General features: G+C 44.3%; 22 protein-coding genes and 2 tRNA genes. 15 read left to right on the top strand and 9 right to left on the bottom strand.

Annotated features, from left to right (window positions below):
* Positions 1–5: 5 nt before the first annotated feature.
* On the bottom strand, positions 6–788 hold the full coding sequence (locus ACSX1A_RS13905; protein WP_439880246.1) for a hypothetical protein: 783 nt from the start codon (positions 786–788) through the stop codon (positions 6–8).
* A gap of 494 nt (positions 789–1282) precedes the next feature.
* Here ACSX1A_RS13905 and ACSX1A_RS13900 point away from each other — a divergent pair, with 494 nt between their 5' ends.
* On the top strand, positions 1283–4291 hold the full coding sequence (locus ACSX1A_RS13900; protein WP_439880245.1) for a SusC/RagA family TonB-linked outer membrane protein: 3009 nt from the start codon (positions 1283–1285) through the stop codon (positions 4289–4291).
* A gap of 17 nt (positions 4292–4308) precedes the next feature.
* Positions 4309–5754, top strand: coding sequence for a RagB/SusD family nutrient uptake outer membrane protein (locus ACSX1A_RS13895; RefSeq protein WP_439880244.1), 1446 nt, complete (start codon positions 4309–4311; stop codon positions 5752–5754).
* Positions 5755–5825: 71 nt separating this feature from the next.
* Here the strand turns inward: ACSX1A_RS13895 and ACSX1A_RS13890 are convergent, their stop codons facing one another.
* On the bottom strand, positions 5826–8156 hold the full coding sequence (locus ACSX1A_RS13890) for a S46 family peptidase (protein WP_439880243.1): 2331 nt from the start codon (positions 8154–8156) through the stop codon (positions 5826–5828).
* A gap of 99 nt (positions 8157–8255) precedes the next feature.
* Between ACSX1A_RS13890 and yidD the strand changes: the two genes are divergently transcribed.
* From yidD to ACSX1A_RS13870, 4 genes are all read left to right on the top strand, one after another.
* Complete coding sequence (yidD, locus tag ACSX1A_RS13885; RefSeq protein ID WP_439880242.1) at positions 8256–8477, top strand: membrane protein insertion efficiency factor YidD; 222 nt, start codon at positions 8256–8258, stop codon at positions 8475–8477.
* Positions 8478–8651: 174 nt separating this feature from the next.
* A complete protein-coding gene (locus ACSX1A_RS13880) occupies positions 8652–8927 on the top strand; it encodes a hypothetical protein (protein ID WP_439880241.1) in 276 nt (91 codons plus the stop codon).
* Positions 8928–9153: 226 nt separating this feature from the next.
* Positions 9154–10629: a DUF5687 family protein gene (locus tag ACSX1A_RS13875; protein WP_439880240.1), complete on the top strand. Its 1476-nt coding sequence runs from the start codon at positions 9154–9156 to the stop codon at positions 10627–10629.
* A 51-nt stretch (positions 10630–10680) separates the two neighbouring features.
* Complete coding sequence (locus tag ACSX1A_RS13870; RefSeq protein WP_439880239.1) at positions 10681–11376, top strand: ABC transporter ATP-binding protein; 696 nt, start codon at positions 10681–10683, stop codon at positions 11374–11376.
* A 76-nt stretch (positions 11377–11452) separates the two neighbouring features.
* Here ACSX1A_RS13870 and ACSX1A_RS13865 read toward each other — a convergent pair whose 3' ends face one another.
* Positions 11453–12865 carry an alpha/beta hydrolase family protein gene (locus ACSX1A_RS13865; RefSeq protein WP_439880238.1) on the bottom strand — a complete coding sequence of 471 codons (1413 nt, stop codon included), beginning with the start codon at positions 12863–12865 and terminating at the stop codon, positions 11453–11455.
* 15 nt (positions 12866–12880) lie between these two features.
* Positions 12881–13264 (bottom strand): DUF6334 family protein, encoded by a 384-nt coding sequence (locus ACSX1A_RS13860; RefSeq protein ID WP_439880237.1) that lies wholly within the window; start codon positions 13262–13264, stop codon positions 12881–12883.
* A gap of 193 nt (positions 13265–13457) precedes the next feature.
* Between ACSX1A_RS13860 and ACSX1A_RS13855 the strand changes: the two genes are divergently transcribed.
* Positions 13458–14390 (top strand): DUF1684 domain-containing protein, encoded by a 933-nt coding sequence (locus ACSX1A_RS13855; RefSeq protein ID WP_439880236.1) that lies wholly within the window; start codon positions 13458–13460, stop codon positions 14388–14390.
* Positions 14391–15008: 618 nt separating this feature from the next.
* Complete coding sequence (locus ACSX1A_RS13850; protein ID WP_439880235.1) at positions 15009–15671, top strand: thioredoxin family protein; 663 nt, start codon at positions 15009–15011, stop codon at positions 15669–15671.
* A 73-nt stretch (positions 15672–15744) separates the two neighbouring features.
* On the opposite strand, the gene ACSX1A_RS13845 is transcribed toward ACSX1A_RS13850, so the two are convergent.
* Together ACSX1A_RS13845 and ACSX1A_RS13840 are read right to left on the bottom strand one after the other, a co-directional pair.
* Complete coding sequence (locus ACSX1A_RS13845; protein ID WP_439880234.1) at positions 15745–16170, bottom strand: VOC family protein; 426 nt, start codon at positions 16168–16170, stop codon at positions 15745–15747.
* Positions 16171–16183: 13 nt separating this feature from the next.
* Positions 16184–18124 carry a peptidylprolyl isomerase gene (locus tag ACSX1A_RS13840; protein ID WP_439880233.1) on the bottom strand — a complete coding sequence of 647 codons (1941 nt, stop codon included), beginning with the start codon at positions 18122–18124 and terminating at the stop codon, positions 16184–16186.
* A 119-nt stretch (positions 18125–18243) separates the two neighbouring features.
* On the opposite strand from ACSX1A_RS13840, the gene ACSX1A_RS13835 reads away from it, so the two are divergent.
* The 7 genes from ACSX1A_RS13835 to ACSX1A_RS13805 all read left to right on the top strand — a co-directional run bounded on the left by ACSX1A_RS13835 (position 18244) and on the right by ACSX1A_RS13805 (position 24697).
* Entirely contained in the window at positions 18244–18726 is a 483-nt protein-coding gene (locus ACSX1A_RS13835) for a hypothetical protein (protein ID WP_439880232.1), read from the top strand.
* Between the two features lie 19 nt (positions 18727–18745).
* Positions 18746–19246 (top strand): hypothetical protein, encoded by a 501-nt coding sequence (locus ACSX1A_RS13830; protein ID WP_439880231.1) that lies wholly within the window; start codon positions 18746–18748, stop codon positions 19244–19246.
* A gap of 503 nt (positions 19247–19749) precedes the next feature.
* Positions 19750–20448: a hypothetical protein gene (locus ACSX1A_RS13825; protein WP_439880230.1), complete on the top strand. Its 699-nt coding sequence runs from the start codon at positions 19750–19752 to the stop codon at positions 20446–20448.
* A gap of 293 nt (positions 20449–20741) precedes the next feature.
* Positions 20742–21890 carry a hypothetical protein gene (locus tag ACSX1A_RS13820; protein WP_439880229.1) on the top strand — a complete coding sequence of 383 codons (1149 nt, stop codon included), beginning with the start codon at positions 20742–20744 and terminating at the stop codon, positions 21888–21890.
* A 124-nt stretch (positions 21891–22014) separates the two neighbouring features.
* Positions 22015–22857, top strand: a complete 843-nt coding sequence (gene epsC, locus ACSX1A_RS13815; RefSeq protein ID WP_439880228.1) for a serine O-acetyltransferase EpsC — start codon at positions 22015–22017, stop codon at positions 22855–22857.
* 18 nt (positions 22858–22875) lie between these two features.
* Positions 22876–23793 (top strand): cysteine synthase A, encoded by a 918-nt coding sequence (gene cysK, locus ACSX1A_RS13810; RefSeq protein ID WP_439880227.1) that lies wholly within the window; start codon positions 22876–22878, stop codon positions 23791–23793.
* A 157-nt stretch (positions 23794–23950) separates the two neighbouring features.
* A complete protein-coding gene (locus ACSX1A_RS13805; RefSeq protein ID WP_439880226.1) occupies positions 23951–24697 on the top strand; it encodes a DUF4184 family protein in 747 nt (248 codons plus the stop codon).
* A gap of 309 nt (positions 24698–25006) precedes the next feature.
* Here the strand turns inward: ACSX1A_RS13805 and ACSX1A_RS13800 are convergent.
* The 3 genes from ACSX1A_RS13800 to ACSX1A_RS13790 all read right to left on the bottom strand — a co-directional run bounded on the left by ACSX1A_RS13800 (position 25007) and on the right by ACSX1A_RS13790 (position 25429).
* A tRNA-His gene (locus ACSX1A_RS13800) sits at positions 25007–25076 on the bottom strand.
* Positions 25059–25310 carry a GIY-YIG nuclease family protein gene (locus ACSX1A_RS13795; protein ID WP_439880225.1) on the bottom strand — a complete coding sequence of 84 codons (252 nt, stop codon included), beginning with the start codon at positions 25308–25310 and terminating at the stop codon, positions 25059–25061. Before ACSX1A_RS13795 ends, ACSX1A_RS13800 begins: the two co-directional genes overlap by 18 nt.
* A 45-nt stretch (positions 25311–25355) precedes the next feature.
* Positions 25356–25429, bottom strand: a tRNA-Ala gene (locus ACSX1A_RS13790).
* Positions 25430–25519: the final 90 nt, after the last annotated feature.

Below are 25519 nucleotides of genomic sequence, written 5' to 3'. Positions count from 1 at the left end.
AGGGACTAAGGCTTACTGAAATGATATGCAACCGAGAGGTGATGGCTATTGCCTAAGGGAGTAGCATTGCCGAAAGCATAATCTATCAGCAAGAGCCGTGCTTTAAAACCTGCCCCGAAGGTAAGGGTGTTCGTTTTACTTATAAAGCCGCTTCTAAGTGTAAACTTATCTTCTAAAATCTGGTATTCAATGCCTCCTTTAAAAGTAGCATCATAGTCAATGTTCTTTTCAGTCTCCACTGCCAGTAATAGCTTGCGGTATGGGCTGTAAGACAGGCCTGCCTTCATAACCGTGGGCAAACGTTCATCTTCAAAGGTAGCGAGTTTCGCCTGATTCAGGTTGTATGCATAAGCGCCAAAGTGTAGTTGCGGGACTATCTCAGCCTGACCTCCAACAGAAAACGCAAGTGCTTTTTGGCTGCCATAGCCTTTCACTGCTATCTGCCACACATCAACCTTTGCGCCAATACTAAACTGACCAAGTTTGTGAGCTATGCCAAGGCCGGCATGTTGTTGCCGAAATAGCTGGTCTCCAAAAGTGCTCAAGCTAACACCATAGCTCCCATACCTGGTAGGGTATACCCCCGCAAGAGCTACTGTAGTAAAGGCCTTTACCCCAGATCTGTTTTCTGCATATGTACCCGCCTGCAACTCTTTCACACCGGTTATTCCCGCTATATTATTATGCACTGCCCACAGGTCAGATAAAGTAACAGAAGCGTTGCCCAGACCTGCAGCACGAGCCCCAAGAGGTGTATCAGCCTGAGCCAAAGCTGCTCCCGATAGCATGCAAAAAATCAGGGAAGTGGTTATGTAACGGATGGGAAGAATCAAATAAATAGTGTTGCTAGATGGATATAACACTCTTACGCTACAACATGAGTTTAGATTTTTTACGGTTAAATTTCAATCACTCAGAGGCTACAATGGCAGTGCATGCCATTGTATATCTTTGATGTTAATGTTGCCACGCTATTATAATTGTAAAGCAGCTATAGGATATAACAAAGAAAATATAAGCTAATATATATAATTATACCAATTTCATATATAAGACAATTGCCCTACTTTAATTTAATTTAGTCGTATTTTAAACTTTAAAACTTGGAGAGAAAGTCAAACACAGCTTAATAAAAAATTAAACAAACGTTTGCTTGTCAGGTATTTATATAGCAAAGTTATCCTTTCGGTGAAGTAGCCATGCCCTTAGGCTACCACAACCAGACCCAAAGCGGAATGGTGCTCTGTTCAATTATAAAATTTTTCACATAAAATGGATTGTTATGAAAAAACAACTACTACTAAGTATTGTGTTGATGCTGGCATTAGTAGTGCAGGTATTAGCGCAAGAAGCTCGGACAGTAACCGGTCAGGTTACCTCTGAAGCAACAGGTAGCCCACTAGTTGGGGTTACAGTTGTTGCAAAAGGCACATCGATTGGTGCCACCACGAACGCTGACGGGAGGTACAGCCTTAACGTACCTGCAGGGGCTAACACCTTGGTTTTCTCTTATATTGGCTTTGGAAGTCAGGAAATAAACATAGGCTCCAGAAGCACTGTCGATATTGCCTTATCGCAGGATGAGCAGCAACTGTCGGAGGTTGTGATCACCGGGTATGGTACCACAGTAGCAAAAGAGCTTACTGGGTCAGTGGCCAGAGTAGATGCGTCTAAAATTGAGGACAGGCCGCTGCCATCCGTAGACCAGTTACTGCAAGGACAGGTGGCCGGTTTGCAATCTGTAGGTAATTCAGGCCAGCCTGGCGCCAATCAACAGATCAGGATCAGAGGTATTGGTTCGATCAATGCCGGTTCTGATCCCCTTTATGTGGTAGATGGCATCATCATTAATACGGGCGATGTGTCACGACTAACAACAACCTCCAATCAGTTGGCAGGCCTTAACCCGAATGACATAGAAAGTATTACTGTGCTAAAAGATGCTGCATCTACTTCTATCTATGGCTCAAGAGGAGCAAACGGGGTGATTTTGATCACTACAAAGAAAGGAAAGTCTGGGGCAACCAAGTTTACTTTATCAACCGAAATAGGCTCTACTGAAATCGCCAAAGTGCCCGATGCAGGGGAGTTTCTGAATGCAGATGAGTGGCTGGCGCTAACCCGTGAAGGCTTACAGAACGCAGGTTATGGTCCTGGTGTCATTGATCCTTACCTGGCTTCACTCGGTGAGGGATCTGGGGTTGACACAGATTGGCGTGACCTTGTAACCAGAACCGGAACACAGCAAATGTATAACTTGTCTGCCTCCGGCGGCAATGACAGAACACGTTTCTACATATCCGGCGGCCTTTTTAATCAGGAGGCTCCGATCATTGGCTCTGAACTTAAACGGGTTACCGGTGCTATCAACCTGAACCACTCTATTAATGATAAGATCCGTTTTTCCAGCACACTAAACTTATCAAACATTGATCAGCAAACTCCGGCAGCGGGTGGCGCTTTTGCAAACCCGGTAGGCGCTATTGGCTTTCTGTTGCCAACTCAGAATCCTTATAACCCGGATGGTACTTACAATATTTCCCGGTCCGGCAACCTGGGCTTTTCCGGTAACTATAACCCGTTGTACCTGGTCGATAACGACGAAAGGAATCTGTCTAACACCAAAGGCCTTGGCTCACTTAAAGGTGAATGGGATATCGTTAAAAACCTGACCTTCAGTTCGCAGATAGGTGCCGATTACATTAGCCTGGAGGAGAGGATGTTCTGGAATAAAGTACATGGAGATGGAAGAAGCTACGGAGGGTACGGTTTTGACTACTATACCCGAATTTTTAACTGGACATTTACGAACCTGTTAAATTACCGTTTTACAACCCCTGGAGTAGAAGAACTGACGGCTGATTTAACCGTTGGCTATGAGGCTCAGAAATCAAACAGCTACTTCCTTACCAGTAGTGCCAATAACTACCCGGCAGCCGGCGAGTTAACAGGAACAGTGATTGCGGCAAGTCCCGTAGAGGCCAGCGCATCTGGTAGCGACTATACTTTCTCTTCTATTATTTCGAGGGCTACGCTAAGTTATGCTGATAAATATGTAGTAAGTGGTAGTTACCGACGGGATGGTTCCTCACGATTTGGAAGTAATAACCGGTATGGTAATTTCTGGTCAGTAGGCCTGTCTTGGAACGTAGATCAGGAAGAATTCCTGCAGGGGCTTGATTTCCTGTCTACCCTCAAGCTCAGAGCTTCCTACGGAGTTAACGGTAACGGTGATATTGGTAACTATACCTGGCGGCCTCTTTTTGGTTATGGCTCTAACTACAACAAACAGCCGGGCGGCTCTTTCTCAAACTTAGGTAACATTGACCTGACCTGGGAAAAAAACAAACCATTTAACGTAGGTATAGACCTGGGCTTTTTGCAAGACCGACTGACGCTGACAGCTGACTACTATGTAAGAACCACCAGTGACCTCTTGTTTAACCGCCCGCTCTCCTTAACCACAGGCTTCCCGGATGTGCTGCAGAATATAGGCGAAATGAAGAACAGGGGTGTTGAAATAACAATTGGCGGATACCCGATAGACGGGGCCTTTAAGTGGAAAACAGATTTCAACTTTGCTACCAATAACAATGAAATCACCAAGCTTCCTGATGGTGAAGATATTATAAGTGGCGCTTTTATTTTGCGTGAGGGCGAAGACTACAGAACATTTTACGTGCGCCAATGGGCGGGGGTAGACCCACAGACAGGCGACCCATTGTGGTACAAAGATGAAAGTAGAACTGAGACAACCAGTAACTATTCGGAAGCGCAGCGGGTGCTGTACAAAAGTGCCTCACCAAGCGTATTCGGTGGCTGGAGCAACACCTTCACTTTTAAAGGCTTTATTGTGGAAGCCCTGATCAATTACAACTTTGGCAATTATGTTAGAGACGGATGGGAATTTTACCTGATAGATGGCGCCTACCCATTTGCTAATAAGTACAGGAAAGTACTAGACCGCTGGCAGCAACCCGGCGACATTACAGATGTGCCACGGTATGAGTATGGCCTCAACAACAGTTCAAACTCATTTTCAACCAGATTCTTGTACAGAGGAGACTTTATCCGGCTCAGAAACCTGACTGTTGGCTATGAACTGAAAAGAGATTGGATCGAGAGAATTAAACTTACCAGAGCTTACGTGTATGTGCGCGGTACCAACCTGTTAACGAAGATCTATGATGATAATCTGACCATAGATCCGGAGTCAGGAGTTAATAGTACCGGCAACGCTGATATCCCTATCAGCAAAGTTTACACTGTGGGAGTGAATGTGAGTTTCTAATTTAAATTTATCAGACGATGAAAAAGATATATAAATATATGGCCGTGCTGGCCTTAGCTGTGTTGCTTGGCTCGTGTGGGGAGGACTTTCTTGAGCAGGAACCATCTGCATCTGTGCCCATTGCAACGGCAATAACTGATGTTGGAGAGCTGCAAACAGCCGTTTACGGCATGTATGCCTCGCTACGTACTTCAAATGCCTACGGCAGAACAATACCTGTACTGGGTGACCTGATGGCTGACAATACCTTTGTAGCCCCTTCAAATTCAGGACGTTACCTTGTTCAGAATGTATACAGAACGATTGCCTCTACAAGGGAGCCCGGAGAGATTTGGACTGCACTTTATAACACGATCTTAAGAGCAAACGCAATTATCGAAGCAGACATAGCATCTACTGCAACTGTAGATCAGCTAAAGGGTGAAGCGTACGCAGTTAGAGCGTTGGCATACCATGAGTTGGTAAAGTTTTTCGCAACTCCTTATACCGTTAATCCCAATGCCCTGGGTGTGCCAATTGTTACAGAATTTGATCCGAATAACCCTACAGACTACTATGTTAATCAGCAGCCTGAACGGAATACTGTGGCGGAAGTATACACCCAGATAATTAGTGATTACCAGATGGGTTTTGACATGATGGGAGACAGGTTTATAAACTCTTCTTACATGAACAAGTGGGCAGCCAGGGCTTTGCAGGCCCGTGCTTACCTATTTATGGGAGATTATCAGAAAGCCAAGGAAACATCTCTGGATGTTGTGATGCGCAGTGGATTTGAGACTGTGTCAGCGTCCAATTACCTTAATTACTGGACTAGTGCAGCTCCTGTAACTAGCAGAACAGAAACGCTGTTTGAGATCTCAAACGATAACATCGATAATAATGGGTCAGATGCGCTGACGAATATTTACGACCAGGGTGGATATGGCGATATTCTGGCAACTGCTGATTTGGTGAGTTTATACGAAGAAGGTGACGTGCGCGGCACAGATCCTTCTGTGCCAGGGGTACCCGTTATACTAATAGACAGCAGGAGTGACATTGATCCTGCTTATGTTGTGAATAAATACCAAAACAGGACTAACCCATCTGACCGTGATGATATCAAAGTGATCCGCTATGCTGAAGTGATGTTGACTCTGGCTGAATCTTATGCGAGAACTGGAGAGTTCGACCTGGCGCTTGATATGTTGAATCAACTGATGGAAGCCCGGAATGCCTCAACTTATTCCTCCACAGATAATCAGCTTATTGAGGATATAATTACAGAACGACGAAAAGAGCTTGCTTTTGAAGGGCATCGTTTCTGGACACTAAGCCGGCTCAACCGGCCAATCGTACGTACTGCGGAGCAACCGGCTTCAACAGCACTGATTGACGTAAATAACTTCAGGCGCATCTTGCCGATACCACAGGCTGAGATTGATGCCAACCCGAACATTGAGCAAAATCCGGGCTATTAAGGTACAAGATGATCAATAAAAAAGGCGCTGGAATTTTCCAGCGCCTTTTCTTTTATAGCTAAGTGGTTTACTTAGTCTTTTACTTGCAGCTTCACTTTTGCGTCGCCTTTCTTTTTCTCGATCTTGAATTCTGTTTTACCGGCACGAAGCTTTTCGTTTGCTTCCTGAACAGTAGCTTCCAGAAGTTCGGCCTGTGGTGTTTGTGGGGCCGCCTCTGCTTTAGCAGCGTCTCCTGCGCCTGGGCTATCAGTATCCACGATCGTCATCTCGTTGATCAGGTTCTGAGCACCCGCGAACTTATCGATCAGGAACAGCAGGTAGCGCGTATCCATGTTAATGCAACGCTTGTAATCCGGATCATACACGAGGTCGCCGGTCATAGCTTCCCAGTTACCATCAAAAGCAAGGCCAATTAATTCACCTTTACCGTTGATCACCGGAGAACCTGAGTTACCGCCTGTAATGTCGTTATCTGTGATAAAGTCAGTTACCAGTTCACCTTTAGAGTTAGCGTAGCGGCCATAATCCTTAGCCTGGTACAATTGCTTCAGTTTAGCCGGCACTACGAACTCCTCATTGTTAGGGTCTTCTTTTGCCATTACACCATCCAGTGTCGTGTAATAGTTGTAAAGCACACCGTCCTGTGGGCTGTAGTTCTTAACGGCACCATAGCTAAGGCGCAGTGTAGAGTTAGCATCCGGGTAGAATACTTTATCTGGGTTCATCTGGCGAAGGCCAGCTACATACAAACGATTTGCTCTGTCTAGTTTCGCGTTGCTTTCTGCCAGTTTAGGAGCAATGTTAGTTCTGTAATTATCAATAATAGAGCTTACGATCATGAAAGCAGGGTCATTCTCAAGCGTTTTCTGATTTGGGTTCTTCAGGAAGTTGTTGAGTTTTTGTTCTGTTGCTACCACAGAGTTGCTGTACACATAGTCAGCAAGTTTTTCGAAGTTGCCGTTATACTTCTTCACCATGCTTCTGAAAGCTTCTGGCTGCTGCTCTTTCGTGATGTCGTTGTAGTAATACTTCATCATGGCAGTAAACACTTTCTTGTCAACTGGCATGTAGTAATCTTTAAAGAACGCATCTACACGTGGCTGCAGGTCTTCAACTGCTTTCTTAGCAGCGGCTTCGTTACCTGATTTTAAGGCAGTGTAAAGTGGCATCATACGGTAAGCCATCAATAGCGACTCTGTTCCAAGCACAGCTTCGTTCAGGTAGATATTACCCAGGTTATACTTCTCTATGTTTGAGTACGCATCTGCGATATCGCTTAGCACGCTGCCATAAGTAGCTTTGCGTGTAGCATCAGCATTAGCCCAGTTCTGGAACTTGTCTTCATCAACCAGTTTGCCCTCGATAGTGCGCATGCGCTTAATACCTTCGTTCTGGCCGATAGAGTACTTGTAATAGTTAGCTGTAGAAGCATACTTAGAAGCATATTTGATGCGTGTTGCAGGATCTTTGTCCATGTCAGCTTTCCACAGGTTCAGTTTGTCGTTACGCAGTTTAATACGTGACTTGTTCAACTGATTTACTTCCAGTTTCAGACCATGAGAGGTCATGAAACGCTTGGTACGACCAGGGAAACCGAATACCATCGAGAAATCACCTGGCTCTTTGTCAGCGATGTTAACAGGCAGGTGGTGCTTTGGCTTGAAAGGAACATTCTCTTTGCTGTAAGCAGCCGGAGAACCATCTGGTGCCATGTAAACACGGAACATAGAGAAGTCACCAGTATGGCGTGGCCACATCCAGTTATCTGTGTCGCCACCAAATTTGCCGATTGATTGAGGCGGTGCGCCTACCAGGCGTACATCGTTGTAGCGGTTGTAAACGAACAGGTAAAATTCGTTGCCGTTATAGAAGTCGCGCACGTACGTTACATACTTACCGTTTTCTGATGCTTCTTTGGCAATTGCCTGGATACGCTGTGTAATCAGTTGCGTGCGCTCCTGCTCTGGTGTGTTGGCGTCAATGCCTTCCAGCACTTTGCCGGTAACATCATCCATGTGGTGCAGAATGTCTACAAAAAGACCTTCGTTCGGAAGCTCCTGATCTTTAGACGTAGCCCAGAAACCATCTGTCAGATAGTCATGTTCAGGGGAAGAGTGCGACTGGATAGAACCGAAACCACAGTGGTGGTTGGTAAGCAACAGGCCTTCAGGAGAGATAAACTCACCAGTACAGAAACCACCAAACTGTACGATGGCATCTTTTAAGCTAGAGTTATTTACAGAATAGATCTCTTCGGCAGTAAGCTGCAGGCCTTTTTTCTGCATGTCTGTATAATTCAGACGTTTGATAAGCATCGGCAGCCACATACCTTCGTCTGCTTTTGCGGCAAAAGGCGCGCTTAGCGAAACTAAAAGTACGAGTGAAAGGATTCTTTTTAGCATGAATATTTGTTTAGATAAGTAAAACTATCGCAAATTTAATAAAATATTACAGTTCCTAACAGACGTTAGGATGCTTTAAGTTGTTACAAAAGCCTTGCCATGACCTGGATCATAAAGAAAATAGTGTTGGCTATCATCTGGGTTTACCAGTACATGATCTCTCCGCTGACTCCTGCTGCTTGTCGTTTTACACCTACTTGCTCCACCTATGCAGTGCAGGCGGTTAACAAGTATGGTCCGTTTAAAGGTGGCTGGATGGCACTGAAGCGCCTTGGTAGGTGCCACCCCTGGGGCGGAAGCGGATATGATCCGGTAGAATAGGTATAATATGTCTGAAAGTTAGTTGATTACGTATGGATTAGGAGCAGGGCAAGAATATAGTTTTAAAATTAGAACGATTGTTTCTTACACTTGACCAATTAATTGCTTATACTGCAAACCTGCTATAAGTATAAGTAGGCGCCTGTATTATTTTTATTATAAATGTAGGCATCCATGACTATCCAAATCCAAGCCCCAGAGGGCACTTTTGATACAAAAATTCTTCTTAAAGATATTTTATACCTTGAAACCAGGAAGCTGAGTTTCTTCGGCAAAAATAAGTACAACCTGTATGTGTATGTAAAGAAGGGAGAAACAGAACTTTACCACCTGTTTGTGTATGACCAGCTTTTGCACATGCAAGCAGCACATACGCAGCTACAAACTTCCATGGCTGTATTGCCAGATGATGAAAAAACAGTTTATTTCTCGGCCATGACGTTTGCGTAGTAAGAGATAAAGCACATACTTAAAAAAGCATATTCCCTCCTTGTAGTTGAGTTCATAGTCACTTAAACTCCTTTTTACACCTCTCGTTTTCCAACCTTTTTATCGGTAATTATTCCGGGTAAGTATTGATCTTTTCTCGTTTCGTATAATGCATGATGGCGATTGTAGGGTATTATAAATTTTCTAGCCATATTTAGAAAATAGTATAATCCCTTATTAAAGCAATATGCTTCTAACGCTACTCTCTCAACAGTTGAAAGCGAGCAGACGCTCCTCCGTATTTCAGAAAAGCATTGTGCTAAATGTCATCATGGGCCTGCTGATCCTTTATTTCGGGGCCATATTTCTGGTGATAGGTTTTAACTTAGGTGAGCTGTTAACCAAGTTATCGCCAGGCAAAAACCCGGTTGACCTTTTTAATGGCTCCCTGTTATTTTATTTCCTGATTGACTTATTCTTCCGCTTTATGCTGCAGGAGCTCCCGGTGCTGGTGATTCAGCCATATCTGCATCTGCCTGTTTCTAAAAGTAAACTGGTGCATTTCGTGCTCCTGAAGTCAGTGCCAAGTATGTTTAACCTGATCTTCCTGTTGGTATTTGTGCCTTTTATGTTCTCTAACGTGGTGCCGGTATTTGGAGCAGGGGCGGCGTTTGCCTGGCTATCAGCCCTGATCGCGCTGACGTTCTTCAATAACTTCCTGCTTATCTATTTCAAACGGCAGCTTGCCACAAAGCCTTTGATTACTTTATTGTTCGGGCTGGCAGTAGCGGGGCTACTTTTACTGGATTATTTAAAAGTTTTTTCCTTGTTTGAGGTATCTACAGTAGCCTTTGGAGCCGTTTTACAGCAGCCCTGGCTGCTAATGGTGCCTGTGTTGCTTTTAACAGGAGCCTACCTGCTAAACTATTTTTACCTGCTAGCCCATACATACCCGGAAGAGCTGGCAGTTCGCAGAAACACAACAGTTGAGGGCAAACGTATCGTTTTCCTGGATCGCTTTGGTGACATCGGACGATTGATAGAATTAGAACTTAAGCTGATCTGGAGACACAAGCGACCTAAATCAGTAATTGCCATGTCAGTCATATTCCTGTTTTACGGGTTGATATTCTACAGGAACGACGCGTATATAGATGGCTTCGCTATGCTCATATTTGTCGGCATTGTAATGACGGGCATGCCTGTGTTTAATTATGGGCAGTTTTTGCCGGGTTGGCAGAGCAGCCATTTTGATGCGTTACTGACCAAACGCATTTCTCCCTATCAGTTTTATGCTGCTAAGTTCTGGATATTTGTGCCCACTATTATCCTGGTATATGTGTTGTCTCTGCCTTATGGCCTTATAAGTTTTAAAATCATACTCATCAACACAGCTGCGATGCTCTTTAATATGGGTGTTAATGTATTTGTAGTGTTCTTCTTTTCAGTATACAATACAAGTCGCTTAGACCTAAGCAAAGGGGCGGCCTTTAACTGGCAGGGTGTAGGTGCCTCTAAATTTCTCATGGTGATCCCGCTGATGGTACTGCCAGTACTGATCTACCTCCCTTTTGGCTATTGGGGTGTGCCTTATGTAGGTATTGCTGGTATCGGATTGCTCGGGCTGATAGGGCTGTCCTTTCAAAAGCAATTGCTGCACATGATGGCCAGGCGCTTTGTAGCGCACAAGTATAAACTGGCAGCCGGATACCGACAGGAGTAAACACAACTTATTTTGATACAAGCAAATCTTTGAAGTATAAATACTGAAGACATGATAGAGGTAAAAAACATCCAGAAGTCATACAATGGCAACATAGTCGTAAATATACCGGAGTTAACTATATCTGCAGGTGAGTCTGTTGGGTTAGTGGGGAACAACGGAGCAGGTAAAACTACCCTTTTCAGAATGGTGCTTGACCTGATCAGGCCAAGTAAAGGGGAGGTGTTTTCGAAAGACGAGAACGTTGCGAAATCAGAGAACTGGAAAGAATATACTGGTTCTCACCTGGATGAAGGCTTCCTGATCGATTACCTGACCGTTGAGGAATACTTTAAGTTTATCGGAGATTTGCATGGCCTGACGGATGGTGATATTGCGGAGCGCCTGTTGCCTTTTCATGATCTGTTTAACGGCGAGATTCTAGACCAGCGCAAGTATATCCGCGACTTCTCGAAAGGAAACCAAAAGAAGGTGGGTATTGCCGCTGCGGCCCTCTCCAACCCGGAACTGCTGATCCTGGATGAGCCATTTGCCAACCTGGATCCGAGTTCTCAGATCCGGTTGAAAAACCTGTTGCGGAACATGCGTGAGCATAAACAAATTACCATGTTTATTTCAAGCCACGACCTGAGCCATGTCATTGAAGTATGCGAACGTATCGTGATTCTAGAAAAAGGGCAACTGGTGCAGGATATGCAGACCAACGAAAACACCTTAAGAGAGTTGGAAACGTATTTTACCGTTTAAAGTGGCCTGCTGAGGTAAAGCAAAGCCCTCCATACTTATTTATTTTAATGTATGGAGGGCTTTTTAAATACTTACTCTACTTCACTACTTCTTTCATCCAGTTAGCTATTTTTTCAAGTGCGGTAGGTGCTATTGTCTCTTCCAGTTGTCCATATTCTGCCGGTGAGCCTGTTTTGGCTGTCTGGAAAAGGTGGTTAAGGTCTGCCATTTCCACCACCGTGTATTTCTTGTTTCCTCCTGCTTTTAAGGCTTTTTCAGTGGCAGGTAAATTCTGTTGGTAAGGCACCTGTAAATCTTTGGTGCCGTTAATGGCGAGAACAGGCATCTTTAATTTTTGCAATGTTGGCGCAGGATCATAGGCTAAGTAATAGCGCATCCAGGGAGAACTTAGCTGCGCAACAATTGCCTGCTCGGCCTTGTCAGTTAGGCCAAGTTGTTGTTGCTCCTGTGCCGTCATGTTCGCTTTTGCCTTTTGCTCCAGTTGCCTTATATTCTCTGCCGCCTTCATCACATCTTTTTCTGTGGCAGCTACTTTAAACTGCGCCTCACGCAGGTTCAGGTACTGCTGCAGTTGCTCTTTAGGTACGCCGGCGTTTTCTAGTAAAGCTTTGTTCTGAGCCAGCAATAGTTCAGTGCCGGGAACGGCATTCCCTGCCATGAGCACTACAAAAGCAACTTCCGGATGTGTGGCTGCTACTTGTTCTGCGATCAGAGCTCCTTCGCTGTGGCCGAGTAAGCCTACCTTTTTCTTGTTTATACTCTGATGATCTTTCAGGTAAGTAAAGGCGGCAGCTGCATCAGTAGCAAAGTCCGCTGTGGTTGACATAGCAAAGTTGCCACCTGACTTACCCACGCCGCGGTCATCGAGGCGTAACACAGCAAAACCCTGCCGAGTAAGGTAATCAGACAACACCAGGAAAGGCTTGTGCCCAAGTATAGTTTCATCACGGTCTTGTGGGCCTGAACCGGTCAGGAGCAGTACAGCAGGGTGTGGGCCTTTGCCCTGCGGCAATGTGAGTGTGCCTGCCAGTGTGATGCCAGCAGCCTCGTTTTTAATGGTTACTTCTGTGCTCTGGTAAGGATATGGTTTTGACGGTTCCTGTGGCCGTTTTAGAGCCGCCTCAGGTGCCCCCTTCTTTAGTTGCAGTGCAAACGCCTGCCCCGACTGTTTCCAATGGCCTTCAATGATCTCGGGTCCGGACAACTTACCCGCATAAGCACCGCCAATTGCTTTCAAATCCAGAAAGATGCTGTCTTGTGCCAACCGCACCGCTTGTACAGGAATACCTGTGGCTCCTTGCCTGGGGCTGTCCATGGTGGCGGAAAGTGAGCCGTTTTCATCCGTTTTAATATGAAAAATAATAGGTAGCTCCATGCCACCTGCGTTTAAAGAGCCATTCCAGTCACCTATAAAGGGTGTTTTTTGCTGTGCAAATGCAGCAATACCGGAACACATCAAGAGAAGAAGTGAGAGTATGTATCGATTCATAAGTCTGAAATTTTCTTAATGATGTCTTTGGAATATAAGAAGCTTTAACCTGGATGCTTCTGCAATTAACTGAATGTTTGTCCGCTCCCTGTCATCAAATTCCATCTGAAAACCATCTTCGTAGCCATTCTGGTTGACCATTCGCCAAAGCCAGACTATTTTTTTTCGCTGATTTGAAATGGAGGTTTTACTAAACTGCTGTTCCAGAGTCTCGGGATCTATTTCCGATAGAATAGAAACGGACACTTCATCAGTATCACCTTCCACGGCAATGACCAGGTATACGTCCTCTACCTGAAATATTACTTGCTGCAGCCAGCCAAATTCCAGATCATGGAGGGCATACGCCTGGAGCACGTGTTTTCCGGGTAAGGAGTCAAGGTCAAAGATGGTGTTCATTTGATAACTATTTACTACCTAAGGTATCTAATTTTATTAAGCTTTATTAAATAAAAGCAAGGTATTTGATCCTGTACACTATTTTGCCGGTGTTGCTGCAGGTAAGGAATTTTCAGATGGGTAACTTATCTTTAGGAAAATAAACAATGAGCGTGCTTCCTGAAAATAGGTAGCAGGTTGTAAATGAAAGCGTATGAAAAGAGTTAAGATAATTACTTTTGGTTTAGCTGCCATCGTATTGGCCGGCTGCACCAATAACCAGAGCGGAAAGGAAGATAAAGTAGCAACTGCAAATACTGATACAACTTATGTGGCAGGTATTGATAACTGGCATGCGGAACGGATAGAAAATTTAAAGAAGGAGGATAGCTGGCTGGCACTGGCAGGACTTTACTGGCTAAAACCAGGTGTAAATACCTTTGGCAGTGCCGAAAGCAACGACATCGTATTTCCGAAAGGGACAATTGATGCTCAGGCCGGTAGTTTTATACTTGATGGAAACAAAGTGCTGCTGGAAGCAAATGAAAACGCAAACATTGAACTTAACGGGGAAGCGATCAAGCAGCAGGAAGTGATCTTTTCTCCTGAAATGGAGCAGGCGCCCCAATTAAAACATGGTTCGCTTAGCTGGGTAGTAATAAAGCGAGGTGATAAGTATGGCGTCAGATTATGGGATGCGGAAAGCGAAGGGCGCAGGAACTTTACAAGTATAGAACGATACCCAGTTCAGCCGGAGTGGAACCTGGAGGCAAGGCTTGAGCAGAATGCACTGCCAAAGCAGGTCGCGATCACCAATGTGTTGGGGCAAACATCACAGGAACCTTCACCAGGAGCGGTTGTTTTTACAGTAAATGACCAGCAATATCGCCTGGATGCGCTGGAAGAGGGAGAGGAGTTGTTCATCATCTTCGCTGACAAAACCAATGGAAGCGAAACCTATGGGTCGGGGCGTTACCTATACATCCCGAAACCCGGTGCTGATGGGAAAACCACTATAGATTTTAATAAAGCATATAACCCGCCCTGCGCGTTTACCGGTTTTGCAACTTGCCCCTTACCCCCCAAACAAAATTTCTTGCCTTTCAAGGTTACTGCCGGTGAAAAAGCCCATGTGGCGGGACACTAACTGAAATAAATTTCGGCCATAAAAACAGAAAGCCTTGCTACAATAGCGGGGCTTTTTGCATGACATGCTACGTTGTTTGTTTGATTTGTATTAGTACTTTTCCATTATAATTTGTATCTTCGTTTCGGGCAGTGCAAAAGTGTTGTGTTTGTTGCCCTTTCAAATTGCCTTATGGTTAGTAGGAAACGCACTATTAGCTGGTATCAGCCTACTTAAAACATATTAGTAGGAAAAAAATAATCTTGCCTCTGTAATCCCAATAAACTTAGAGGCTCTTTTACTGTTTAACCAGTAAAAACCTATCCGGATAAGGCATCGGGGAATCTTTTTAAGCTTAAAAGCTTTATTAAATTGGTCGTTTTGGATTTGGATTAAAAAACATCCACCCAATTTTGTTTGTGTAATCACGCGCAATCAGTCCTTAGCATTCCCAAGCACATCCGGGGAAAAAACGATGATGAATATAGTCTAGCTGTGGAAAGGATTTTAAGCAACTTTGAAAAGTGCTTTTTAGCAGCGGTAACGACTTCAATTCGATTGAGACATAGAAACAAAATTAAAGATATTTAAACCCTTAAATATATAATAGAGTATATATTTAAATACGCGAAACAAAATATGACAGATTCACATATGATGACAAGCCCTATCACCCACGAACATTTAGCAAAAGCAATTACTTACGGACAGTACCGTGAGTTGATCGATTTGTTACTGGCTGAAAACAAGACGACAGGAAATGACCATTCGGAAGGAATGGTAGAGTATACCCGTATGAACATGCACCGCATGCGCAGAGTAGAAAAGACCACTGTGTTGGAAGATGAACTGGTACAGCAAATGCTTAGCCTCCAGACAAAAATGGTATGGGTAGTGCTAACAGAGGCTTGGTGTGGGGACGCAGCGCAAAATGTGCCTGCAATTGTTAAGATAGCGGATGCTTCCCCGTTTGTAGAGGTGAAGCTGTTGCTCCGGGATGAAAACCCGGAGATAATGGATGCCTACCTCACCAATGGCGGACGCTCCATCCCGAAGTTGATCGTACTTGATGCTGAAACACTGGAAGTGCAGGGCACGTGGGGGCCTCGGCCAGAGCCAGCACAGCAGTTAGTGTTAGATGCCAAAGAAAAAGATGTACCTTTTATGCAAATGGCAGAACAGCTGCATGGCTGGTATGCGCAGGATCGTAGCCGCACACTGCAAAAGGAGTTTAAGCAATTGATTCCGAAGTGGGGAAAACTGGTTTCACTGAATGAGCAACTGGTAGAGAGATGCTCTTAAAATAACCCAAGTATAAACTAAAAGAGGCGACACCACAGTGTCGCCTCTTTTAGTTTATACTTGGGAAGTAGATTTATACTAGGGTTATACCCGATGTTGGCATCAATACGAGCCGCCAGCCATCAGGATCTTCAATGGTTACAGCTCCTTTTGCCTTCCAGTAAGGATTTTCGGGTTCTGTTTCAGGATATCCCATACGTGTCAGCCTCTCAACTACCTGGTCTATACTTGGTTGGTCAGGGATGTACAGCACAAGCAGGTTGTCTTTACTCGGGGCAGGGCAGGGGCTGCCTTTTTCGTGTTGTGTAAACTCCAGGTGATACGGCAGGCCTGGCAAGCCGATCATAACACCATTGTAGCCTGCATGCTTTTCAAAAGAACCAAGCTTCTTCAGGCCTGCTCCAGCACAGTAAAAAGCTTCAACTTCTTTAAGTTTATCAGTAGGTCTTGCTATGCGTACCTGCGCAACGGGGAGCGTTAAAGGCCAATTTTCATTCATTTGCTGCCTAACTTTATTTCAGGTCGATGTCAAGTATCTGGTCTCCAACCTCTAGCTGATGCACTACGTCCATCCCATCTATTACTTTCGCAAAAATAGTATAGCGGCCATCCAGGTGCGGTGTAGGCGAGTGTGTTATAAACCACTGGTTGCTTTCCGTATCCTTGCCCGCTGAAGCCATTCCTACGAAGCCCTCGCGGTAGTGCAGCGGCGCAAATTCTGACCGGATTGAGTAATCGGAACTGCCCCAGCCATCACCGCGCTTATCGCCTCCCTGGGCTACAAAGTTTGGCACAACACGGTGAAAGTAAAGGTTGTCGAAAAAATCCTGTTTAGTAAGCTCTACAAAATTGGCAACCGTACCTGGGGCATCCTCTACAAATAACTGCATTACGATGGTACCTTTGGTAGTTTTAAGCAGCACTTGCTGCCCTACAGGTATGGCTTTTACCAGCTCCCAGTCGATAGGGTGAGTAAACGGGGTCTCTGGTGTAACGCTCTGTTGCTTGCCGTTCAGAAAGTCAATGGTTTTTTGAAGCTCTATGTTTGTCTCCATATCACGGGGTAGCTGTAGTTTTTGCTGCGCCTGTGTCAGGAAGCTGAAATCTCTGTATTGGCTGCGCAGGTTTAATTTAGGCTCCCGTATAGCTGCCGCTGCCATGCCTACCAGGGCTACGTCAGAAGAGTTTATGCCTTTTTTAAAGATTTCTGCAAAATAATTTTCCAGGCTTTTCGGGAAATCTGGCTGCTGGCGCATGGTAATAAGAGCCTCCATGCCAGTAGTGGCAATTATTGGATGCTCTGTTGTAAAAACCTCATCTGCTACATATTTATAGTTGTCCAGTTTGCCGGCAAGCCCTTTCAGTAAAAATGCTTTTTGGTAGGGAGTGCGGGCCTGTTGGTATTGCTGCTTGAATCGGGTGTTCAGGAAGGGCTTGCTCTGAGGTGGAGCATTCTTCATTATTACCCATAATAAATTGCCTCTCACCCGTGCATCCTGCATCTGGGGCATTACATCTAATAATACCTTCGGGTCTACACCTGTGGGGTTCGCCTGTAAAAACTCAGCAGTAGCAACAGCAGTGTTGATGTTCTTATCTTGCAGGGCAGCAAGTATGGCAGTCTGTATCTGGCTGAACTCAAGTCCGCTCATCGAACGGATAGCACTTAAGCGTACGCGGTAATCAGGGTCACTTTGCGCAATATTCGATAAGAAAGAAGCTTTATCAGGAGCCTTAATTTTTGCCAATGCTTGTGTTACAGCCATTCGTACTTCCGGAGTTGCATCAGATGTGGCACTTGTTAACAACTGCTGTTTGTAAGGGGTTAGATCTAACTTTGGAGTTCTGGCCAGGAAGTGTGCCGCTGCCAGTCGTGCCTCATAAGGCTTGTCCGCGGCAATTAGCTTAATTGCCTGCTCCACACTCTGCGGAGTGTACTGCTGGCGTAAACCTGCCCGGTATATTCCCCATGCCTGGCCTGCAAGGGCAACAGGGTTTGGTGCATTGTAGGTGGATAGAAACGTAACGCCCTTTGTGGTTGCCACTTTGCCCAGGGCCTCAAACAGTTCCGCCTGCACCGCCGGTTTTTCTTCCTGCGGAATATAGTTGATAATTCCTGCTTCTGCTGACTTGCTTCCGGTTTGCCCAAGTGCATAAGCGGCAGCTTTACGAACAGCTACTGACGTGTCTGACAGCATGCCCAGAAGGTCGGGAACAGCCAGTGTGTCCTGCACAGAGGCAAAGGCCAGAGCGGCTTCTTTTCTGTAGGTAGATTTTGGATTATGCAGGTAGGGTAGTAACTCTGCGGTATTGCGCTCATCCTGGAGCGTGTATATTTTCTGAATGTTGGCGTCGGAGAATTTATTTACGGAAGCCTCCTGACTTTGCATGGGCGCTTGCTGGCATGCGGCTAAAGTCATCAGGGCTAACGCAAAAGAAATATTTTTCTTCATGGGTGATATTTTGTTTTGCACCTCAATATAAGCAAAAACACTGAGAGGAGGTAAGTTTGTTGTAAAGACACATTTGTGAATATCTATATAAATAGCTATTTTTAGAAAGACATATTGTTATGCAGATGCAGGAAATCAGCTACAAGTTGTTTACAGGTGCCTATGACACAACTCAGAAAACAGAGCAACGTGTTATGCTTCTGGCTGCGTTTGCAATTGTGCTCCAACTGGCTTTAATTATATATCTTGCAGTTTCAAAAACTTTTTCTCTAAGTTTAGTTGTTGTATTTTTAATTAATGTGTTTGTTTCTGCCGGCTTCCTTTTTCATGCTTGGCTCGATAAACACCCCAGGTATCGCAGGCACCTTACCCTTACTGAGGAGGGCGTACTGTACCGAAGCCGTTTTATGCAGCCTGAACAGGAATTTGATTGGAATGAGATTGACCAGGTGCGCCTGGAGTTATTAAGAGTGGTTTTTTTGCTTAAAAATGAGGAGGAGCATGTCGTGAGCCTGGAACAGATCCAAAACGACAGCGTGTTGAAGCAGGTGAAGGAACAGATTAAAATGATGGTGATTAGGAAGAACGTAACCTTAGCCTAGGCTTTTTTTCAAAAATTTCATGTACGTAAGTTTATACTCCCGCAAACAACTTAAGCAAACCAAGCAGTTTATATTTCTAGCTAGTGTTTTTATAATGGCAGGTGGGGCATACGCTCTGATCAGAGAGTTTTTCTTTCAGGACTCTTTCCGGTTAGGTTGGGCTGTTGCCAGCGCTGTGTTAGTATTGACCGGCTTTTTGTGGAGCCTGGTGGGGAGTAATAAGTTCAGGTTTAAAGATGCTTACTTTTCCCTGACGCCTGAGCGGATAAGTTATCGTCTTGCTGTTTTCTCGACTGAGAAAGTGATCTTTTGGAGTGACGTATCCAGTGTGCAAATAACCAGGAATACCGTCTGGTTTCATCTCGATTCCGGGCAGAACATAAAAATGAGGTTGGGCAATATACAGCAGCCGGAGGTTAGTTTGCACGTTGCCCGTAGCATTCATTTGGCTGCCCTCGAACAGGGCGTTCCGGTTAACGGAGTGCCTTCCTCACTTGCTAACCCGGTTATTGGGGGATAACCTTACTCTTTTAGGTATTTTTGTACTCCAATAGTTACAAGTAACCCATTCGTAGCCTTTCAATACCTTCATCACAGAATGACTTATTCTGTTCTTTGTACACTCCTGGCTTTGTGTTAAATTGAACTTATAGAAGTTTCTGTTTTAGCTTTGCATTCATTGATTGAATGATGTCACTTAAGCAAAACGAAATAATTGTGTGCAATTCACCTACCTCAAGCAAAAACCGATTATAGATTAAAAATTTATATTTAAGGTTAATTAGTTTATGTTTTAAATGATTTATCAGAAAAAAATACAAAAAATCTGATTTAAGCTTAGCTGCTGCTGCTGCTTTATCGTACAAGCACAGAAACCAGTTCTTATCCTTTTATTTAAGCTAAAACCTAAAGGCGTATAGCACTTATTTAATATAAGGCTTGGTCTGAGGTTGCTGACTGCATCTGATGATGCGTAAAGGGAAGTTCTGTTTCATATTGTGTTAAGTTTAAAGCGTAGTGTGTATGGAAAATTTTGCGGTGAAATCTGTTTTTATTGGAGCGTTGGGTGCCCTATTGATGAACTTTACAAGTAAAGAACAGGAGCAGGTAGAGCCTCTGGCAGCATCGGAGGTGAAGTATTTTGGAACAAGCCCGGAGAGTTGCGAAATAATAGAGTTTGATGCCGAAAACGGTAATATAAGTGGTAGTGGATCTATTACCACGCTCTACAGCCAAAGCACCCCAGTAACGGTTTCTGCACAGGTCCGCTCTAAAGGAGGTACTTATGAAAATACAGCTTCAGCAGTGCTCTTCGATACAAGTTCACCACAAGGTAAATACAGAAAGTTCAGAACTCCTAATCCTGATGCTATCAGGCCAATGGGCAATATATTAGCAGCAGGTAAAGCAAACGGAAAAGATGTTGCTATCTATGAGCAGGGTAGCCGCCTGGAACTAGACTTCTCTGCTATGGGAAGCATTACTTTAAAAGGCATTCATGTGCTGGATATAACAGAAGATGAAGCAAATTCTAAACTTGAAATGCTTGATAGCAGCGGAAAAGTAATTAAAACTTTGAAGCTGCCTGTGACAGGTGCCTACGGTGCTACTCGCCTGAATACTGAGAATACACCGGGCGTTGTAAAGGTGCGCATCACGTTTGAGTCTAAAAATAAAGGCGGATCAGGCGCTATTGATGTTATTGAATTCTGCCGTAGTTAAGAGCCTTAATTAAGTAAATATAAATTGGTTTATAGCACTTTTTGCTGTAAACCAATTTTTTTTGTATACTTTTTTTTATGAACGCAGTATAGTAATTGTACCAGATACTACCACCATTTTTTGTGTGTGCCATGTTAGGGTCACCCTCTTAACATTTGGCAGCTCTTTAAAGAGTTTAAAATTCCGCCTCTAAATTATTTGATCCACGGTCCGCTAAATCTTTGTATAGCGGTGGGCACCATTTTGTGCCACCTTTGAATTGTATGAAATTTTAAAACTATGAAAACAAAATTATGATTAAAAATCTGACAAAATTAGGTGCAGTATGCCTTAGTGCACTATTGCTTTTCGGTTGCCAGAACGACGAAGAAATCAACCCGGACTTCTCGGCTAATACTGGAAAAAATTTAATGGAAAATAATTGTTACACGATAGATTTTGAGAGTTTCTCAGCAACCGACTTCCCGATAACACAAGTTTCAGGAGATTACGGCACTGTAGGGATATTTGCTAAGAAAAGAGCAGAGGGTGTAACAAGTGATGAATATACCAGTGTAAATGTAGCCAGAGTTTACGATGCGAGAGTACACACCGGTGATGATGGACATGATCTAGGAGTACCAGATCAATTAGGAAATATGTTGATCGCTAATCAGTATACTCCTGAGCAGGTTGCGGCAGATCCGGACGGATTAGATGCGCAAGGATATAAATATTCTGATCCTAGTGACAATGCGTGGGGTGCTACAATGGAGCTGGATTTTAGTTCTATAGAAGGTTCTGTGATGTTAAAAACCATTCAGGTGGTAGACATTGATAAGAACCATGTTGTAGAAAACAGCTCTTATGTAAAGGTAATTGATGCAAATAATGCTTCTTATACTTTCCCGCTTACAGCATACGAAGAGGAGGGGAGTGTTCAAACGGTTACACTTAACGTTGCAAATGCTAAAAAGCTGATCGTGGTTCTGGATGGTGTTAATGCATCTGTTGGATCTGGTGCAATTGACAATATCGTTTTCTGCAGAGAAACGATGGTACCTAATCCACCGCTGGAAGGCTGTACAAGAACCCAGGGCTATTGGAAAAACCATGGACCGGATTCAAAACATTATGATGCCACTTGGGGAGAGATTGAGGAAATAGATAATTTTTATGGAACAGGAATTTCTTATATGAAAATTCTGAACACTCCTCCTAAAAAAGGGAATACTTATTTGATACTGGCGCACCAGTTTATTGCTGCACAACTAAACATGTTGTCAGGAGCTAGTATAAGCCCGGTAAGCAATGAATATAAAATGGCAGAAGATTTCTTTTTACATGCCACTTACGGCCAGGAGTCGTGGGGAGAGTATGACCGGGATGACCTAACTGATTGGGCCGAAGCGCTTGATAAGTATAATAACGGAGAGATGGGCGTACCACATTGTGAAGATTAACGTACACCGAATTTAGTAGTAAAAGCGCCTGCGTACCACAACGCAGGCGCTTTTGTTTTTTGTGCTCCTATGCAAACTTATTCTGTTAACATTAGTTAATAAGAACTTATAGTAATGAGGATTTATGGCTTTCGATAATAAACCTTTTATAGAATATCTGGCTTCCAAACACCGTCAGGCGATGCACATCGTGCCCAGGTCGTTGAGCTGCACTTTTCTCGATGGCTTGTTGCAATTGCTTTTTCCGCCACTTTCTGAGCAGACGTTTAAAACAGCAGCTGAAGTTCAGGCTTACATGGACAAGCTGCAGTCTGACCTGGAGTTTCTTCTGCTTAGGTTACAAGAACGGCTTGTTCAGCCCCCAGGAGTTATTACCAGGCTTTTCTTCGATGCGCTTCCGCAAGTATATCAACAGTTAATGGAAGATGCCGCGACCATTGAAGCAGGGGATCCGGCTGCTACCAGTGTGGAAGAAGTGATCCGGACATATCCCGGTTTTTATGCTGTTGCTGTTTACCGAGTTGCCCATCTGTTATGCCAGAACCAGGTGCCACTGTTGCCCCGTGTGCTCTCTGAGTATGCGCATGCTAAAACGGGTATTGATATCCATCCTAAAGCCCGGATCGGGAACGCTTTCTGCATTGACCACGGAACAGGTATAGTGATCGGAGAAACAGCTGTTATAGGTAACCATGTGAAAATATATCAGGGTGTTACGCTGGGAGCAGTGAGCGTAGAAAAAGCAATGGTTAACACTAAACGGCATCCTACTATAGAAGATCATGTGGTGATCTATGCAGGTGCAACCATTCTAGGCGGCAAAACTGTGGTTGGCAAAGAAAGTATAATAGGAGGAAATGTGTGGCTTACAGAAAGTGTACCGCCTTACTCACGGGTATACCACCGTCCGCAGATAAGAGTAAGGCAAGCATCTGAACCGGATGACGTTCTGAATTTTTCGATTTAACTGAATATACGATACAAAATGAAAGCAGAAACAATATTAGGCACCATTGGCAATACGCCTCATGTGCGCATAAACAACCTGTTTAATAAGGATGCGGAAGTGTGGATGAAGCTTGAGCGAAGTAACCCGGGGGGAAGTATAAAAGACAGGATTGCCCTGGCCATTATCGAAGATGCAGAGACACGCGGGCTACTGAAGGAGAATAGCATTATTATAGAACCGACATCCGGAAACACAGGTGTAGGCCTAGCCATGGTAGCGGCTGTAAAAGGCTATGATATTATTTTAGTGATGCCTGAATCCATGTCTATTGAACGCAGAAGGCTAATGGCTGCCTATGGGGCTAAGCTAGAGCTTACTCCTCGTGAAAAAGGGATGAAAGGTGCTATTGAAAAAGCAAGGGAGATGGTAGCAGAAAACGATAAAGCCTGGATGCCGATGCAGTTCGACAATGAGGCGAATGTGCAGATTCATATTGAAACCACAGCACAGGAGATATTGCAGGACTTTCCTGAAGGAGTAGACTATCTTATAACTGGTGTTGGTACAGGGGGGCATATAACAGGCGTAGCGAAAGTGCTTAAAGGACATTTTCCTGCCCTGAAAGTGTTTGCTGTGGAGCCTGCCGATTCACCAGTATTAAGTGGCGGCCAACCTGGTCCTCACCCAATTCAGGGGATTGGTGCAGGTTTTATTCCTCAGATAATGGATACCTCGCTTCTGGATGGGGTAATTCAGGTGGAGCGTGACGAAGCATTTGATTTTACAAGGCGGGCTGCCCGGGAAGAAGGCATCTTTATCGGTATTTCTTCAGGAGCATCTTTGGCTGCCGTCAGTAAGAAAATAGGAGAAGGGGTGCCGGTCGGTGCAAAGATACTTACATTCTGTTATGATACAGGTGAGCGTTACCTGTCTGTTGAAGGGTTGTTTATTTAAGTGCAAGTGCTTTGCAAAGTGGGGCAAAATATGGCTCCACTTTGCAAAGCATTCAAATTAATTCTAATTCGTTCATTCAAATCTGAACCTGCTCTAGCATAGCTACAGGTTAGTTGTAGTCGCACTTTAGCAAAACCAAGCTAAACTTATTTCAAAAATGCCTTTTACTTTTTCGCATCCAGCCATCGTACTGCCACTCACCACTTTGCCCAGAAAATGGGTTTCTACAACAGGTTTAGTTATTGGCAGTATGGCCCCTGATTTCGAAAAGTTCTTTAAAATGGCTCCCGGAAATACAGTAAGTCATACTTGGGAAGGCATTTTCTGGTTTAACTTACCCCTAGGAGTCGTGCTTGCCTTTCTTTTTCATGGAGTAGTACGTGATCCACTTATTCAAAACCTGCCGCTACCATTTAGAAGGCGCCTTTTGCCGTTTACCGGCTTCAACTGGAAATCTTATTTTAAGAGAAACTACCTTGTTGTCATGCTGTCTGTGTTAGTTGGAGCGACATCTCATTTGTGCTGGGACAGTATTACCCATACAAGGGGACTAGGGGTTCAGTTATTCCCTTTCCTATTGCGGGAGGTGGCAATTGGGAATATGGCAGTGCCCTTATATCAACTGTTGGATATAGTAGGTTCTGTACTAGGTATACTGTTTATTTTAGGTGTAGTGATGAGTCTGCCCAACACGATAAAAAGTAAATCTGTGCCTAGCCCTGACACCTGGAGGATGTATTGGCCGGTTGTAATCACTTTCAGTATATTGGTAGTTACAGCAAGGGTTGGGTTTCTTAACATGGACCGAGAAGCGATCTGGAGTTTGCTTATAACCTCCATTTCCGCCACAATGGTAGGAATTATTATTTCCTCATTTATAGTAAAGAGTAGTGTGATCAAGTAAACAGTTGATGCTTATTTACTGCTAATCTTGTAGGTAAAAATCTTTCGCCTGATTTATACCGCCAGTTTGAGTGCAGCAGTAACTGGTGGTAGGTTGTGGAGCCAGTTTATAACTGGCGTAAGTATAAACTTGGATTACGCCAGTTACAAACTGGCATCAAAGGTGGCCATAAGTTGTGCTGACGCTAAACTTGCGGCATGTTTGTTTTTCCCTACATTAGTATTTGCTGGGGGAGAAGGCTATGAACTTTGTGATCTATCTGGGAGGTATGAATCACAAAAGGCAACCGAAGTGGTTGCCTTTTTATAGTGGAGAATATCGGAGTCGAACCGATGACCTTCCCGAAAGCATTCGGGACGCTCTAGCCAGCTGAGCTAATAAGCCATTGAATATATTTTCTGCTCTTTTTCTTTTTGATCTCAGTTTCACGTTTTACTGCGGCAGAACGAGTTAGATGCTCCTCTGTATGCTTCAACTGCCAAGGAGCTCCTGCTTTGGTTGAGTGATTTCTGCCGGAGTTATGTTGAAGGAAACGCATTTCCATACTTTCACAGCTTCCGACATAATAGCGATCAGATCTTTCGGAGTATAAGATGTAAGTGTAGAAGGGCATAAGGCAGAAACGAAAAAGGCAACCTGATCGGTTGCCTTTTTTTAGTGGAGAATATCGGAGTCGAACCGATGACCTCTTGCATGCCATGCAAGCGCTCTAGCCAGCTGAGCTAATCCCCCTTTTGAGTCATACAAAAATAGAGGAATTTTCTGAATTGCAAAACAGGCTGGTGTAAAATGCACAAAAGAAAAAAGGGGCAGCGATTGCTG

Source organism: Pontibacter sp. MBLB2868, assembly GCF_051904785.1.
Lineage (GTDB): Bacteria > Bacteroidota > Bacteroidia > Cytophagales > Hymenobacteraceae > Pontibacter.
The sequence above is the reverse complement of the archived record's forward strand: the minus strand, read 5'-3'. Positions and strand labels throughout refer to the sequence as shown.

Bases quoted from the DNA above. Each gene is read 5' to 3' on its own strand.
- ACSX1A_RS13860 (WP_439880237.1), bottom strand. From the start codon at position 13,264: ATGAACACCATCTTTGACCTTGACTCCTTACCCGGAAAACACGTGCTC.
- ACSX1A_RS13830 (WP_439880231.1), top strand. From the start codon at position 18,746: ATGTACGTAAGTTTATACTCCCGCAAACAACTTAAGCAAACCAAGCAG.
- ACSX1A_RS13880 (WP_439880241.1), top strand. From the start codon at position 8,652: ATGACTATCCAAATCCAAGCCCCAGAGGGCACTTTTGATACAAAAATT.
- ACSX1A_RS13890 (WP_439880243.1), bottom strand. From the start codon at position 8,156: ATGCTAAAAAGAATCCTTTCACTCGTACTTTTAGTTTCGCTAAGCGCG.
- cysK (WP_439880227.1), top strand. From the start codon at position 22,876: ATGAAAGCAGAAACAATATTAGGCACCATTGGCAATACGCCTCATGTG.
- ACSX1A_RS13865 (WP_439880238.1), bottom strand. From the start codon at position 12,865: ATGAATCGATACATACTCTCACTTCTTCTCTTGATGTGTTCCGGTATT.
- ACSX1A_RS13850 (WP_439880235.1), top strand. From the start codon at position 15,009: ATGACAGATTCACATATGATGACAAGCCCTATCACCCACGAACATTTA.
- ACSX1A_RS13905 (WP_439880246.1), bottom strand. From the start codon at position 788: ATGCTATCGGGAGCAGCTTTGGCTCAGGCTGATACACCTCTTGGGGCT.
- ACSX1A_RS13825 (WP_439880230.1), top strand. From the start codon at position 19,750: ATGGAAAATTTTGCGGTGAAATCTGTTTTTATTGGAGCGTTGGGTGCC.
- ACSX1A_RS13795 (WP_439880225.1), bottom strand. From the start codon at position 25,310: ATGCCCTTCTACACTTACATCTTATACTCCGAAAGATCTGATCGCTAT.
- ACSX1A_RS13820 (WP_439880229.1), top strand. From the start codon at position 20,742: ATGATTAAAAATCTGACAAAATTAGGTGCAGTATGCCTTAGTGCACTA.
- ACSX1A_RS13835 (WP_439880232.1), top strand. From the start codon at position 18,244: ATGCAGATGCAGGAAATCAGCTACAAGTTGTTTACAGGTGCCTATGAC.
- ACSX1A_RS13805 (WP_439880226.1), top strand. From the start codon at position 23,951: ATGCCTTTTACTTTTTCGCATCCAGCCATCGTACTGCCACTCACCACT.
- ACSX1A_RS13870 (WP_439880239.1), top strand. From the start codon at position 10,681: ATGATAGAGGTAAAAAACATCCAGAAGTCATACAATGGCAACATAGTC.
- epsC (WP_439880228.1), top strand. From the start codon at position 22,015: ATGGCTTTCGATAATAAACCTTTTATAGAATATCTGGCTTCCAAACAC.
- ACSX1A_RS13895 (WP_439880244.1), top strand. From the start codon at position 4,309: ATGAAAAAGATATATAAATATATGGCCGTGCTGGCCTTAGCTGTGTTG.
- ACSX1A_RS13875 (WP_439880240.1), top strand. From the start codon at position 9,154: ATGCTTCTAACGCTACTCTCTCAACAGTTGAAAGCGAGCAGACGCTCC.
- yidD (WP_439880242.1), top strand. From the start codon at position 8,256: ATGACCTGGATCATAAAGAAAATAGTGTTGGCTATCATCTGGGTTTAC.
- ACSX1A_RS13855 (WP_439880236.1), top strand. From the start codon at position 13,458: ATGAAAAGAGTTAAGATAATTACTTTTGGTTTAGCTGCCATCGTATTG.
- ACSX1A_RS13845 (WP_439880234.1), bottom strand. From the start codon at position 16,170: ATGAATGAAAATTGGCCTTTAACGCTCCCCGTTGCGCAGGTACGCATA.
- ACSX1A_RS13900 (WP_439880245.1), top strand. From the start codon at position 1,283: ATGAAAAAACAACTACTACTAAGTATTGTGTTGATGCTGGCATTAGTA.
- ACSX1A_RS13840 (WP_439880233.1), bottom strand. From the start codon at position 18,124: ATGAAGAAAAATATTTCTTTTGCGTTAGCCCTGATGACTTTAGCCGCA.